The sequence below is a fragment of the Paenibacillus sp. FSL P4-0127 genome (assembly GCF_038007325.1).
Taxonomy (GTDB): Bacteria; Bacillota; Bacilli; order Paenibacillales; family Paenibacillaceae; genus Fontibacillus; species Fontibacillus macerans.
Window position 1 is genome coordinate 2,198,372 of the sequence record NZ_JBBOWY010000001.1, and the last position, 14,298, is coordinate 2,212,669.

General features: G+C 56.7%; 15 protein-coding genes. 13 read left to right on the forward strand and 2 right to left on the reverse strand.

Annotation, left to right across the window (positions count from 1 at the left end; translation table 11 throughout):
* Nucleotides 1–91 precede the first annotated feature (91 nt).
* Both NYE74_RS09805 and NYE74_RS09810 read left to right on the forward strand, forming a co-directional pair.
* Nucleotides 92–616, forward strand: a complete 525-nt coding sequence (locus NYE74_RS09805) for an SMI1/KNR4 family protein (RefSeq protein ID WP_341004766.1) — start codon at nt 92–94, stop codon at nt 614–616.
* A gap of 143 nt (nt 617–759) precedes the next feature.
* The gene (locus NYE74_RS09810) at nt 760–1,230 is read left to right on the forward strand and encodes a hypothetical protein (protein ID WP_341004767.1); all 471 of its coding nucleotides are present in this window, start codon (nt 760–762) and stop codon (nt 1,228–1,230) included.
* Nucleotides 1,231–1,276: 46 nt separating this feature from the next.
* Here the strand turns inward: NYE74_RS09810 and NYE74_RS09815 are convergent, their stop codons facing one another.
* Complete coding sequence (locus tag NYE74_RS09815; RefSeq protein ID WP_326044461.1) at nt 1,277–2,047, reverse strand: response regulator transcription factor; 771 nt, start codon at nt 2,045–2,047, stop codon at nt 1,277–1,279.
* Nucleotides 2,044–3,324, reverse strand: a complete 1,281-nt coding sequence (locus NYE74_RS09820) for a sensor histidine kinase (RefSeq protein WP_341004768.1) — start codon at nt 3,322–3,324, stop codon at nt 2,044–2,046. The genes NYE74_RS09815 and NYE74_RS09820 overlap by 4 nt, the downstream gene beginning before the upstream one ends.
* A gap of 245 nt (nt 3,325–3,569) precedes the next feature.
* Between NYE74_RS09820 and pduA the strand changes: the two genes are divergently transcribed.
* The 11 genes from pduA (at nt 3,570) to NYE74_RS09875 (ending at nt 14,289) form a co-directional block, all read left to right on the forward strand.
* Nucleotides 3,570–3,854, forward strand: a complete 285-nt coding sequence (pduA, locus tag NYE74_RS09825; RefSeq protein WP_155619651.1) for a propanediol utilization microcompartment protein PduA — start codon at nt 3,570–3,572, stop codon at nt 3,852–3,854.
* Nucleotides 3,855–3,869: 15 nt separating this feature from the next.
* Nucleotides 3,870–4,712, forward strand: a complete 843-nt coding sequence (gene pduB / locus NYE74_RS09830; RefSeq protein WP_051985280.1) for a propanediol utilization microcompartment protein PduB — start codon at nt 3,870–3,872, stop codon at nt 4,710–4,712.
* Nucleotides 4,713–4,755: 43 nt separating this feature from the next.
* Nucleotides 4,756–5,472 (forward strand): BMC domain-containing protein, encoded by a 717-nt coding sequence (locus NYE74_RS09835; protein WP_341004769.1) that lies wholly within the window; start codon nt 4,756–4,758, stop codon nt 5,470–5,472.
* Nucleotides 5,472–6,128, forward strand: coding sequence for a phosphate propanoyltransferase (locus NYE74_RS09840; protein ID WP_341004770.1), 657 nt, complete (start codon nt 5,472–5,474; stop codon nt 6,126–6,128). The genes NYE74_RS09835 and NYE74_RS09840 overlap by 1 nt, the downstream gene beginning before the upstream one ends.
* A 5-nt stretch (nt 6,129–6,133) precedes the next feature.
* Entirely contained in the window at nt 6,134–7,000 is an 867-nt protein-coding gene (gene eutJ, locus NYE74_RS09845) for an ethanolamine utilization protein EutJ (RefSeq protein WP_341004771.1), read from the forward strand.
* Complete coding sequence (locus NYE74_RS09850; protein ID WP_240752053.1) at nt 6,979–7,758, forward strand: hypothetical protein; 780 nt, start codon at nt 6,979–6,981, stop codon at nt 7,756–7,758. The genes eutJ and NYE74_RS09850 overlap by 22 nt, the downstream gene beginning before the upstream one ends.
* 36 nt (nt 7,759–7,794) lie before the next feature.
* Nucleotides 7,795–9,303, forward strand: a complete 1,509-nt coding sequence (locus tag NYE74_RS09855; protein WP_270619154.1) for an acetaldehyde dehydrogenase (acetylating) — start codon at nt 7,795–7,797, stop codon at nt 9,301–9,303.
* A 15-nt stretch (nt 9,304–9,318) separates the two neighbouring features.
* Entirely contained in the window at nt 9,319–9,582 is a 264-nt protein-coding gene (locus NYE74_RS09860) for a EutN/CcmL family microcompartment protein (RefSeq protein WP_036619984.1), read from the forward strand.
* A gap of 20 nt (nt 9,583–9,602) precedes the next feature.
* Complete coding sequence (locus tag NYE74_RS09865) at nt 9,603–10,736, forward strand: 1-propanol dehydrogenase PduQ (RefSeq protein ID WP_341004772.1); 1,134 nt, start codon at nt 9,603–9,605, stop codon at nt 10,734–10,736.
* A gap of 91 nt (nt 10,737–10,827) precedes the next feature.
* A complete protein-coding gene (locus NYE74_RS09870; RefSeq protein ID WP_213510606.1) occupies nt 10,828–11,658 on the forward strand; it encodes an MIP/aquaporin family protein in 831 nt (276 codons plus the stop codon).
* 63 nt (nt 11,659–11,721) lie between these two features.
* A complete protein-coding gene (locus NYE74_RS09875; protein ID WP_036619990.1) occupies nt 11,722–14,289 on the forward strand; it encodes a glycyl radical protein in 2,568 nt (855 codons plus the stop codon).
* Nucleotides 14,290–14,298: the final 9 nt, after the last annotated feature.

Consider the following 14,298-nt stretch of genomic DNA (forward strand, 5'->3'; position numbering starts at 1 on the left):
CAGCCATAGCTGGGTATACATTGAGAAGGAGTTGCAACGTTATGAAGGGGCGCTTTAAGCCGCATTCATATCTGAAAGGGAGGGCTTCGGCTTGTTAAAGCAAGCAGAACGGTTATGGAGCTTGATTATTGAAAAGGGAACGGCTAAGGATACCGGTTTTCAGGAAGCGCTAAAGCTGCGGCCCGGTGCCGGCGAAGCGGAGTTCGAGAATGCCGAGAAGGCGCTTGGTTTGAAGCTTCCCGAGGAAATGAAAGCCTTCTATAAAGTACATAACGGGCAGGACTGGGATCTGGAATCTGAACCGTTCGTGAGGAATTTGACGCTCAGCCCGCTTGAGGAAATTGTGGAAAATTGGAACTTTCTGCGGGAAGAGTTCGATCCGGATGAAATGGAGCCGGACATTGGGCAAGAAATCAAGCCGCTGCTATGGAACGACAAGTGGATTCCGATCTCGTCAAACGGCGGCGGGGACTATCTGTGCCTGGACATGGACCCGGCGGAAGCGGGCCGTCCTGGACAGGTGCTCTACTTCTGGCATGATTGGGGGAACCGTTCCGTGGAAGCGGACAGTCTGTTTTCTTTTATCCAAAGCTGTCTGGAAGAAGAGGACGAGTAGACGAGCGGTATAGCGCGCGGCCGGGCCGCTTATTCTAATAAATCGCAATTCTGAAAGGAGAACGATGATGTCCGAAGCTGATACTGTCCCAATTTTACAGCGATACGCAAACGGAAGAACTGAAATGCCGCATCTGGTGGAGGTTGGCGCAGCGGGGGATCGACATTTCCGGACGAATCAACGCACTGCTGACGAATTTTCATAACTATAAAACCCCCGAACTGACCGGCAACAGTTTGCTGGCTTTATGGGTGGCGCTAAGGAAGGGCTTTTTTGACTCCCCGATCCCGGATAGCGACAAAACCTGCCGGATCTGGCTGTGGCATTTAGTGACGGACCTTGTGTTCAAGCTGAAACCGAAATATGACGAAAATACTCGTTTAGGGAGCGGCGGCTGCCTGCTTGAGGCCGCAAGCATGTACCCGCAGACGCAGCGGCTGATTCTGGAGTGCATGGAAAACTGGGGGATCAAGGAGCCGAAACGGCCGCGCGGCGATTTTCAACTGGATCTTAAGGAGCTTTACGGCCGCTGCCGCAATCATCCCGGTACCACCTGCCTGCCCGATAATTACGTGATTACGAAAAAAGGAATTATGATGACGGCGCGCCAGTAAATGAACTTGGAAGCAGCGGTTCTCCAATCACGGGGGAATTGCTGCTTTACTGTCTTCTTGTGCGCTCGCGCAGGGTCCGCTCGGCCTGCTTCTTGAACTGCAGCGGAGTCTGCTGTTCATATTTGAAGAAGACACGCGAGAAATAGGCCGCGTCCGAGAACCCCAGATCAATCGCCACCCGGTAGACCGGCAGGTTGCTGTTTAGCAGCATATCCTTGGCCCGGTTGATCTTCTGCACGGAGACGTATTCGGTAAAGGTGACCCCGGTGCGGCTTTTGAACAGGCGGCTGAAATATTGCGGATTCAGGTGAATGAAGGCGGCAACCTCAGACAAAGTCAGTTCGCTGGTAATGTGCCGTTCAATATATCGCAGTGCCGTCTTAATCAGATCTTCGTTCGGCTTGGGAGCGGCAGGGATAGTCTCTGCGTCCATAGCTTCGCCCTGATTCAAGGACAGGATCGCCTTATCGAGCGCAGATTTGAGCTGGTGGGGCGGCACTGGCTTCAGGAGATAGTCAATAACCCCACACTGCAGTGCTTCGCGGGCATATTGGAAATCGCCGTAGGCCGTCAGAATAATCGTCTTTGTCTGTGGGAATCTGTGGATAATCTGCTGCTGGGCCTCCAGCCCGTTTTTCTCGGGCATGCGGATATCCATCAGCAGAATTTGCGGCCCCAACAGCTGTACCTTGTGGACCGCCTCCTCGCCGTTGAGCGCATCCTCCACCACCTCCAGGTCCAGCGGCAGCCTTTGAATGATTTTGCGCAGCGCCATTCGCTCCAGTGGCTCATCCTCAACAATCATCAGTTTAATCACAAATGTTCATCCTCCATTCGGATCGGCAGATGTTCCCTCAAGCAGGGCAGGGTGATATGGACCAAGGTGCTGACATCCGGCTCGCTGCGGATACTTAGGCCGTACGATTTGCCGAAATAGCCGCGCAGCCGTTCATGCGTGTTGAACAGTCCGATCCCCGTATGTGTGCCTTTGTCCTTATCCCAGTTGGCGAACGCACGCAGAATATCCGGATTAAAGCCTCTGCCGTTATCCGCAACGGTGATGACAATCCGGTTATCCGGCGTTCGGCAGCCGCTGATCCGCACGGTGCCGCCGTCGCGCTTCTGCTCCAGTCCGTGTATGAAGGCATTCTCCACCAAAGGCTGCAGCACCATCGACGGGATGCGGTAATCCATAATCTCAGGATCGACTTTAATCTCATATTGAATCCGGTCGCTGTAGCGCAGGGTCTGAATGTAGAGATATTTTTTAATCGACTCGATTTCCGCGCGGATCTTGGGGAATTCCTCCACATTCTTCAGATTGTAGTGCAGCAGGTCGCAGAGGTTGTAGATCAGTTCTTCGGTTTCCGGGGCATTTTCGATCAGGGCCATACGGGCGATCGTGTTCAGTGTGTTGAACAGAAAATGCGGATTAATCTGTGCCTGAAGCTGCTTCAACTCCATCGTTTTGGCTTTCCGCTCCAGCAGCAGATTCTCGCGGCTTTCCTTGAGAAATTGCTCCTGCACCATTTTTTTCATACTGATCTCGGCTATATAGTTTGCAACAAAGGTGTCGAAATTGACCGAATCCTCCAGGTATTGGCGGCTGACGAGCGGAATCTGCCCAATCGCCTCCCGTACCTTCTGCAGCGGCAGCCCGAATTCAACGGAGATGCGCTCGGCGTCAATTTTCGCACGGTCCGCTTCATCCGTCAGCACTTGCCCGCCCAGCACCGCCCCCAGAAAATAACCTTCGGCAATGATCGGCGCCACACAGTCCTGCAAACCCAGATGACAGCGGTAGATTTGCGGTTTGCGGTGTTTCATCGCCAGCTTCCCTGCCTCATAGTCGCAGCTGATACATCTCCGCTCTCCTTCGCTGGAAGAACGCACCATCTTGCAGAACGGGGAGAAATTGCTCCACGCGCCCATCGGATTACCTTCTGCATCGATCGTAATAACGGGAAACATCACGATTTTGGCCAGCTTCTCCTGTATGCTCTTGAATGCTTCCACTTCGATAATGTCGGCAAGTTGAATCACTTCGGACATGGTATCGCCATTCCTTTCAAAGGTTTGAACACGCACTTTCACCGGATCCTGCTCCTCCGGCAAGGGGGCAGCTATCAAGATAGTGGGATTATGCCACAGCTTATTTGTAAGCGCAATCAATTATTGCATATTAACTACATGTAATTTTTTGCCATGTCATTAAAGTACAAGGCAGCGAGTCGTAATAATCCTGTTTCGCGTGGTTAAAGTCAAATATTTGCGGCCCCGTTCTTCGTACAATGGAGATGAAAACGCAAGTTTAAATATCTATGGAGGTGCGCAAAATTATGCGGCAGGAAGCACTCGGACTTATTGAAACAAAAGGGCTGGTCAGCGCAATCGAAGCAGCGGATTCAATGGTAAAGGCTGCGAATGTGACCTTGATCGGCTATGAAAAAATCGGCTCCGGTCTGGTAACCGTTATGGTTAGAGGTGATGTAGGCGCTGTCAAGGCGGCAACGGATGCGGGAGTAGCTTCCGCGAAACGGGTAGGCGAGGTCATTTCGGTACATGTGATACCAAGACCGCATATGGACGTTGAGAGAATTTTGCCAAAGCTGTCTGAACAATAAAACCGGGGTGAGCGTATGGATGAAGCGATTCTGAAGCAGGTGATTGAAGCGGTCGCCCAGGCAAGCCCCGGGGGTGTGCCTTCCGCCCCGGCAGCCGATGCTGCCGCAGGCTTTCCGCTGAACAACCAACAGTATACGGAAAAGAGGGAACAAGACGTGACAAGCCATTGCAAAGCGATAACGGAGTATGTCGGCTCAGCCATGGGGGATACCGTGGGCCTGGTGATCGCAAATCTGGACCGCCATCTGCATGAGAGCATGGGCCTGGACCCGAGATACCGTTCTATCGGCATCGTCAGCTCGCGCACCGGGGCAGGCCCGCAAATTATGGCTGCCGACGAAGCGGTGAAGGCGACCAACACGGAAGTGGTCTCGATTGAGTTGGCGCGGGACACCAAGGGCGGGGCCGGACACGGCTGCACCATTATTTTTGCCTCTGAGGATGTCTCCGACTCCCGCCGGGCGGTGGAAGTGGCGCTCAAAGAGCTGCCGCGCACCTTCGGCAATGTCTACCCTTGTGATGCCGGGCATGTGGAGCTCCATTATACAGCACGTGCGAGTCTGGCGTTGGAGAAAGCTTTTGGCGCACCGGCGGGCAAATCCTTCGGCATTCTGGTTGGTGCTCCGGCTGCGATCGGCCTGCTGATGGCCGACACCGCGCTCAAAACAGCCAATGTGGAGATTGTAACCTATGCCAGCCCGGATAAAGGTACAGCCCGCTCGAATGAAATTATCGCCACGATTACAGGCGATTCCGGCGCGGTCCGCCAAGCGGTGATCTCCGCTCGCGATGTGGGCGTAAGCGTATTGAGATCGATGGGCCATAACCCGGTATCGATGACACAGTCCAATCTGTAGGGCAGCACAAGCATACATGTAAAATGTTGAAGGAGTGGCTACCGTGAATGGGAATGCCCTTGGTCTGATTGAGGTGGTCGGTTATCCGGCGGCGCTGGAGGCTGCCGATACCTGTGTGAAATCGTCCTATGTCAAGCTGCTGGGGTACGAGAAAGCGAAGGACGGGCGGGTCGTGGTCAAAATTACCGGAGATGTGGGTGCGGTCAAGGCTGCGGTAGAGGGGGCTAAGAGCAGCGCCGGCAAGCTGGGGGCGGTTATAGCGGCGATTGTCATTGCCCGCCCGGCGGATGGGATCAGCCGGCTGGTCCATTCTCCTGAAACCGTATTCACCAAGCCGGGAGCGGAACAGATGCCTGGAGAGCCGCTGGAGGAAACGGCGGGCGGGGAGAAAGAGACAGCAGAGTCTGCTGCCGGTCGGCGCGATGCTGACAGCCCTGTTGCAGAGGAAGAAGTAACGAAATTTAACGAGTCTGGTGCTGAAGAACCCAATGCGGATGAGTCTGCAGGCGGGGAAACTGTAGCGGATCCGACGGAACAGGCGCCATGGGTCGAAGCTGCGGATCGGGAGTTGCAGCAGGAACCGCAGTCAGAGCCGCCAGTACCACAGCAAGAGCAGCAAGCGGAGCGATTAGACCGGGCTGAGGTCAGCTGCAATCTGTGCGGCGATCCGCTATGCGGGAGAATGAAAGGCCAGCCGGCCGCTCTCTGTCTGCATCACCGGCCGCGCCCAGTCAAAAGAAACAAGGATGGTCAACCATAATGGACATGAATAATCAGCTGGTACAAAGTCTTGCGGCGGAAATCGCGAGTACGCTTAAAGTAAAGGACCGCAGCTATAGCATTCCGGTTGGAATCTCCGCCCGCCATATCCATCTGGACCGCCAGGATATGGAGGTGCTGTTTGGAGCCGGCCACGAGCTGACGGTCAAAAGCAATCTGAAGCAGCCTGGTCAATTCGCTGCTTCGGAAACTGTCTGTATCGCCGGACCCAAAGGTTGCTTTCCGTGCGTTCGTGTGCTGGGGCCGCTGCGGCCGTCCAGCCAGATCGAAATCTCGCGCAGCGATGCTTTTGCGCTCGGAATCAACCCTCCCGTCCGCGACTCGGGAGATACGGCAGGCTCTGCGAGCTTGTGTGTGATAGGACCCAAAGGCATGCTGGTGATGAACAGTAAGACGATCTGCGCCAAACGCCATATTCATATGAGCGAAGAGGATGCAGCCCGGTTTGGGGTGAAGAACGGCGATTCAGTCACTGTAGAGTCGGCGGGCTCAGGCAAGAAAATTATGTTTCATGATGTACGTATCCGCGCGGGCCGCGAGTTCGTGCTGGAGATGCATATCGATACCGACGAGGCAAATGCGGCGGAGGTGAAGAACGGAGACACCGTTCGGATCACCGCAGTGCGGCAAGGGTGAAGCCTATGGGCGCTGAGCACGGCATGGAGCGGGTCAATCTACTGGTGCGTGAAATGGAGCTGGCGATGGACGGTGCACGGCCTTTTGAAGATAAAGTTTTTAAGCTGCCCTATAAGGTCGGCGTAGACCTGGGTACTTCGAATATCGTGATAACGGTGCTTGACCAGGATGACCGGCCGGTAGGCGGGGCTTTGGAGAAAGCCCATGTGGTCAGAGATGGAATTGTGGTTGAATACGTCCGTGCGGTTACGCTGCTGCAAGAAATGAAGAAGCGTTTGGAGCGGCGCCTCGGCACGGTGCTGCACGAAGCGGCTACGGCTATTCCGCCGGGAATATCGCCCGGCAACGTAAAGGTGATTACGAATGTGGTCGAGGCTGCCGGCTTCCGGTTGATTCAAGTGATTGATGAGCCTGAGGCGGCAGCGAAGGTGCTGCGGGTAAGAAGTGGCGCAGTGGTGGACATCGGGGGCGGCACAACCGGCATCTCCATTATCAGGAACGGCGAGGTTGCGGCTTCCGCCGATGAACCCACAGGCGGCGTGCATATGACGCTCGTGATCTCCGGGAACCTGAATGTGGATTTCGCCACGGCGGAGCAGTTGAAGCATGACCCTGAGCAGCACCGCATGCTCTCCCCCATCGTGCAGCCGGTGATTGAGAAAATGGCCAATATTGCGATGAGCTACATTCCGCAGGATATCGAAACGGTCTATCTGGCAGGAGGCAGCTGCTGCCTGCAGGGGATCGAGAAGGTTTTCGCCAAATACACCTCGCTCAACGTAAGGAAGCCGGACAATCCGCTGCTGGTTACCCCGATCGGCATCGCCATGAGTGCGAAAGGAGACGGCCTATGTTGCCCGCCGAAGCCTTAATCCGCCGGATGCTGGAGTCGCTGCTGCCCGCACTGAGCAGGAGAGTCGTTGTGTTCCTCAGCGGAGGCACAGTGAACGAAGGTTGTGTAGCCAGGATACTGGCGGATTATCCGCTGTACCGCTACAGTCTCGTCATCGATGACAGCCCCGGCCTGCCCCCGCTGGATGAGACGCTGCTGTCCCGGTTGTCCGCACGCAGATTAAACGGGCTGGCCGAAATCGAGCAAGCCTTGCGCGAGGCGGAACTGGTGCTGATTCCGCTCGCCACCCGGGGCACATTAAGCAAGATCGCGCTTGGCATCGCCGACAGCCCGCTTACCGCCGGCATCGCCGCGGCGATCATGCAGCGCAAGGAGATCGTCGCGGTCCGTGACGGCTATGATCCGCTACATACCGTGCAGGCCGCTGCCGGGCTGGGCGGAAACGGGGCGTACAACAGGATGCTGCTGGGTTATGAGCGTACATTGCAGGACTTTGGCGTCAAGGTAGTCACACTCGCGGAGTTCCGCGAAACGCTGAGCACGCATGGATTTCAGCCGGAGGGAGCCCCTGCAGCCGACATTTCGCCAGGCAGCGGAAGGCCAGCCGATCTAAACCCGCCGAACGCCATCCATCTGCCGGATTCGGTCATTACTCTGGCCGATGTGCAACATATTTCAGGGGGGACGCTGAGCGCGCGGGAGGATGCCATCATCACACCGTTGGCCCGTGAGCTGCTGGAAGCTCGCAGGATAGAGCTCCGTTTTCTGAAAAAGTAAGTGAGCAACAAGCATAAGAAGCAGGAGGAAACGGCAATGAAGATTCTGGATCATGATCTGCAATCCATACAGGAGGTTCGCGTCATTCTCGCAGCCGCCAAGCAAGCCCAGAAGGTTTTGCAAAGCTACAGTCAGGAGCAAATTGATCACATTGTAGCGCAGGTGGCCGCGGCTGCGGAACAGTCCGCCGTCAAGCTCGCCCAAATGGCCCACGAGGAGACCGGATTTGGCCGCTGGGAAGACAAGGTCATTAAGAATACATTCGCCAGCAGACAGCTGTACCGGCATATTAAGGACATGAAGACCGTCGGTGTAATTGCCATCCATGAAACTGATCAGATCGTGGATATCGCCGTACCGGTCGGTGTGATCGCCGGGCTGATTCCATCGACCAATCCAACTTCGACGGTGATTTACAAAAGCTTGCTGGCACTGAAGACAGGCAACGCTATCGTCTTTTCGCCTCATCCGTCCGCACGCCGCTGCATTAGCGAGACGGTGGCCCTTCTCTCCTCTGCGGCGGTGCAGGCGGGAGCGCCTGAAGGCATTCTGGGCTGCCTGTCTATTCTCAGCATGCCGGGCACCAACGAGCTGATGAAGCACCGCGACACCTCGCTTATCCTGGCCACCGGCGGGGAAGCGATGGTGAAGGCGGCTTACAGCTCCGGCACGCCTGCCATCGGTGTCGGCCCGGGCAATGGCCCGGCCTTCATAGAGCGGTCGGCGGATATCCCGCGCGCGGTTAAGCAGATTATCGACAGCAAGACGTTTGATTACGGGGTTATCTGCGCTTCCGAGCAATCGATTGTGGTGGAGAAGGAGAGCAGACAGCAGGTTGTACAAGAACTGCTGCGGCAAGGAGCCTACTTCCTGAACAGCGAGCAATCGGCCCAGTTGGGCTCCTTCCTGCTGCGGGGCAATGGCACAATTAATCCGCAAGCGGTCGGCAAGTCGCCGGAGAGGCTGGCGGCGATGGCCGGCTTCAGCATTCCGGCCGGAAGCCGGGTGCTGATCTCGGAGCAGGCGACCGTTTCCCGCAGCAATCCTTATTCCCGGGAGAAGCTGGCGCCTGTGCTGGCTTTTTATGAGGCAGAGGATTGGCAATCGGCCTGCGAGCGCTGCATGGAGCTGCTGGAAGGGGAGGGCAAAGGCCATACCATGACGATCCATTCGCGCAATGAAGCGGTGATCCGGGAGTTTGCGCTCCACAAGCAGGTGTCACGCCTGCTTGTTAATACTCCGGCGGCGCTGGGCGGCATTGGGGCAACCACGAATCTTCCTCCGGCCATGACGTTGGGGTGCGGTGCGGTTGGCGGCAGCTCCACATCGGATAACATCGGCCCGATGAACCTGCTGAACATCCGCCGCTTAGCCTATGGTGTGCGCGAGATGGAGGATTTGCGGGAGCCTGTGCCGATGTGTGCGGCAAAACAGGTGACGGCTGAGGCAGCGGCGGCATCGGCAGCACCGGCGGCGCCGGCAGCAATGAATGAGGCCCAACTGGAAGCGATCGTACAGCAGCTGCTGCGGCAACTAATGGGATAAGGGAGGAATCACAGCATGCATCTGGCTACAGTCATCGGCAAGGTCGTCTCTACCCAGAAATGTGAGAAGCTGATCGGCGCCAAGCTGCTTATGATCAAATCAGTGGACGAGAAGCGCAGAATGACCGGTGATGATGTGTTCGTTGCCATTGATATGGTTGGCGCGGGAATCGGTGACCTGGTGCTGATTGACTGGGGCAGTTCCATGTATGAGGACATCCGCTTATCCGCAGATATGTCCATTGTCGGAATTGTGGACGATTTGCAGACCGACGAATGACGTGGAACGGAGGCAGAGGAATGAAGCGTTTTTGTGTAAAGACGGAGGTCTATTTTGATTCAGGCGCGCTTGAATATTTAACACTGCTCGATAACCGCCGGGCACTGGTCATTACCGATCCTTTTATGGTGCAGGCCGGGTTCGCGGATACATTAATTCATATTCTGAAAACCAGTGTGGAGGATTACCGGCTCTTCACCGGCGTACAGCCTGATCCGCCTGTTGAGGCGGTGGCCGCCGGAGTGAAGGAGTACCTGGCTTTCCGTCCCGATCTGATCATTGCCCTGGGCGGAGGATCTACCATTGACGCGGCAAAAAGCATTCTGCTGTTTGCCCGCCAGCATGCCGGTAATGCGGATGACGGCGGCAAGCCGCTGTTCATCGCCATTCCGACGACAAGCGGCACCGGATCGGAAGTGACCTCCTATTCGGTCATGACGCTGGGCGACACGAAGATTCCGCTCGTCTCACAGGACATCATCCCGGATGTGGCGATCCTGGACGCCGCCTTTCTGAGAACCGTGCCGCCGCAGATTACCGCCGATACCGCCATTGATGCGCTAACGCATGCCATCGAAGCTTATGTGTCGAGCGAGCATTCCGATTATACGGATGCGCTTTGCGAGAAGACCGTCGAGCTGATCTTTGACTATCTGCTGCGCGCCTATCGCAGCGGCGACGATCTGGAGGCGCGGGAGCGCCTGCACAATGCCTCCTGTCTGGCAGGCATGGCGTTTACGAACGCGGCGCTGGGCATTACCCACAGCATGGCACATACGCTGGGCGGGCATTTTCATCTGCCGCATGGACGGGCGAACGCCGTGCTGCTGCCCCACATTATCGAATACAACGCTGACCTGGAGAGCGGCGGTGAGAGCCGGGCGGCGACGCGTTATTGCAAGCTGGCCCGTCGCCTGCATCTTCCGGCGTCAACGGTGGCGGAGGGCGTGGCCAGCCTCGTTTCGGCGGTGCGGGCGCTGCAGAAGCTCACCGGCACACCGGCATCGCTGGAGGCGGCCGGCATCGACCGGGAGGCTTATGAAGCACTGCTGTCCGCGATGAGCCAGGCGGCGCTGAAGGACAAATGCACCGCGGCCAATTCGCGCGAGGTCAATGTTCAGCAACTGGAGCAGCTGTTTCGTAAAGTGTATTAGCGCTTAGTAAAGCGAGTTTTACCGAAGTCTGTTCAATGAGAGTTTTACCATAGTGATGCTAAGAAGTGATGCTAACAAAACTTGCAGGAGAGTGAGCCATGAAAAAGACGCTGCTCGGCGAATGCCTCGCGAGTTCATTGGAACATTCATCTTTCTATTTATCGGCCTCGCGGCTGTGGTCTCGCTGGTTGCTGGGGGTTCGGACATCACCTGGGCGGAACTGACGCTAACCTGGGGGTTCGCGGTCATGCTCGGTGTTTATATTGCCGGTCATATCTCGGGTGCGCACCTCAATCCGGCGGTGACGATCAGTCTGGCCGTCTGGAGCGGATTTCGGCGCAGCAAAGTGATTCCTTATATTGCTGCGCAGATCCTCGGCGCATTTGCCGGGGCAGCGACTGTGTATGCGATCTACCGCAATATGATCCTTGCTTATGAGCAGGGGGCGGGGATTGTTCGTAGTACGGCCGGCGGCCGGGCCACGGCCAGTATGTTCAGTACCTTCCCGCAAAGCGGGCTGTCCCTGCTGCAAGCCGGTCTGATCGAACTCATCATTACTGCCGTTCTTATGCTGGTGATCCTGGCCGTAACCGACGGCCGCAATGGCGCCGCACCCCGGGCGGGACTGGCCGCTGTGTCCATCGGGCTGACTGTGGCCGTTCTGGGTATCGGCTTCGGGCGCCTCACCGGCTTCGCGATGAACCCGGCGCGTGACCTGGGTCCGCGCTTGTTGCTGCTGCTCTCCGGCTGGGGAACGAACGCCCTCGGTCCGAATCTTTACGGACTGATCGTGCCGGTATTTGGCCCGATTGCGGGCGCACTGGCCGGCGGCGCGGTGTATCATAAGCTGATCGCGCCCTTTTATCCGGCGATGCCGGCCGTGGTGCTGTCAGCGAAGGATCAGGACCAGCCGGCATCCTAACCGGGTGTTTCATGAACAGCTTATCAAGCATTATGAAAGCAAACTGAAGGGGGAAGCTATACGATGACAAAAGTGTATGATATGCCCAAATCAGCACCAGTGACCGGCCGGATCGGCCATCTGATCGACAACCTGATGTCCGGCACGCCGGAGATCGAAGCCGAAAGAGCGGTCCTGATTACGGAATCTTTTAAGCAAACCGAGCACCTTCCGATGATTATCCGCCGCGCCAAAGCGCTGGAGCATATTTTGCGGAACATGACGCTGGTGATCCGGGACAAAGAGCTGATCGTGGGCAATTTGACCGTCAAACCAAGAGGCTGCCAGATCTTTCCCGAATTTTCGAACCGTTGGCTGCTGAGCGAATTCGACACGGTGGCCCGCAGAACGGGCGACGTGTTTACGATCTCGGATGATACGGTCGGCAAGCTGAAGCAATCCTTTGAATATTGGAACGGCCGCACGGTGCAGGAGCTGGCAACCTCCTTCATGTCTCCCGAAGCGCTGACGGCGCTGGATGCGGAAGTTTTTACGGTAGGCAATTATTATAATAACGGCGTTGGCCATATTTCTGTGGATTATGGAAAGGTGCTGTCCAAGGGCTTCAAGGGCATCATCGAGGAGGCGCAGCAGGCCAAAGCGGAGGCGGACCGTTCGTTGCCGGATTATATCAAAAAAGAACAGTTTCTGAACGCGGTGATCATCTCGGCGGAAGCGGCCATCCAGTTCGGTAAACGGTTCGCGGAGCTGGCCAAGAATCAGGCCGCAGCCTGCAGCGACGGTGTCCGCCAGCGGGAACTGCTGCAGATTGCCCGCAATTGTGAGCGGGTTCCGGCGAATCCGGCATCCAGCTTCAGCGAAGCGGTACAGTGCTTCTGGTTCGTGCACATGCTGATCCAGGTGGAATCCAACGGGCACTCCGTGTCTCCGATGCGTTTTGACCAATACATGTATCCGTATTACAAACAGGATATCGAGCGCGGTACCCTTCGCCATGAAGAAGCCCAGGAACTGCTGGACTGCCTGTGGGTGAAGCTGAACGAGGTTAACAAAATCCGCGACGAAGCCTCAAGCAAAGCTTTTGGCGGATACCCGATGTTTCAGAATCTGGTGGTCGGCGGTCAGAATGAGGAGGGGCTGGACGCCACCAACGAGCTGTCCTTCGCCTGCTTGGAGGCGACGGCCCATGTGAAGCTGCCGCAGCCTTCCGTCTCGATCCGCGTCTGGAACCGCACACCGGATGAACTGCTGCTGAAGGCAGCGGAGGTAAGCCGTCTGGGGCTTGGACTCCCGGCTTATTACAACGATGAGGTCATCATCCCCGCGCTGGTCAGCCGTTCCGTAAGTCTGGCGGATGCGCGCGACTACGGCATTATCGGCTGCGTCGAGCCGCAAAAGGGCGGAAAAACCGAAGGCTGGCATGACGCCGCATTTTTCAATCTGCCGAAGGTGATGGAGTTTGTCATCGGCAACGGTACCGTCAATGGCAAAAAAGCCGGGATCACCACCGGAGACTTCACCTCCTTCACCTCCCTGGATGAGATTATGGAGGCTTACCGCAAGCAGATGGAACATTTCGTCAATCTATTGGCTCAAGCGGATAATGCGGTGGATTATGCTCATGCGGAAAGAGCGCCGCTGCCGTTCCTGTCCTCCATGGTGTATGACTGCATCGGCAGAGGCAAATCGCTGCAGGAAGGCGGCGCCTTCTATAACTTCACCGGACCGCAGGGCGTAGGTATTGCCAATGTAGCGGATGCCATGTACGCCATCCAGAAGGTGGTTTTCGAAGAGCGCAAAACAACGTTGTCGGAGCTGCAGGCAGCGCTTGAACGCAATTTTGGCCTGGCCCGGCCGGCTGCTGCTACAGCCCCCGCTCCCGTCTCGCCGGATACGTTAACCCAGGAGCATATTATTGAATTGATCAAAAAGTTCCTCCTGGAAGGCAACCAAATATCGTTAGCCCAGTTGGGCGCGCAAGCGGATGTAAAGGTGGATCTCGGCAACAGCCGGAGCCAGGGCCAAGGCAATGACGCCCGCCTGCGCGAGTGGCTGATCGCCGCGCCGAAATACGGCAACGACATTGAGGAGGTCGATGAATTGGCCCGCCAGGTAGGACTTGTCTACTGCCGTGAAGTGCAGAAGCATGTCAATCCGCGCGGCGGCACCTTCCAGCCCGGACTGTATCCGGCCTCGGCCAATGTGCCGCTGGGAGCCGCTACCGGTGCAACGGCGGACGGACGGCTGGCGGGCGAACCGCTGGCCGATGGCGTATCGCCGGTATCCGGCCGGGATACCAGCGGACCTACGGCTTCGGCCAACTCGGTCGCGAAGTTGGATCATCACATCGCCTCCAACGGTACGCTGTTCAATCAGAAGTTCCATCCGTCCGCGCTGAGCGGACCGGCGGGACTGGAGAAGCTGGCGGCGTTGGTCAGAGGATTTTTTGACCAGAAGGGGATGCATGTGCAGTTTAATGTGATCAGCCGCGATACACTGCTGGAGGCTCAGCGCAACCCCGAGAAATACAAGAACCTCGTCGTCCGTGTGGCTGGCTACAGCGCCCATTTCACCACACTCGACAAGAAACTGCAGGATGACATTATTAACCGGACGGAGCAGACGATGTAACTATATAGA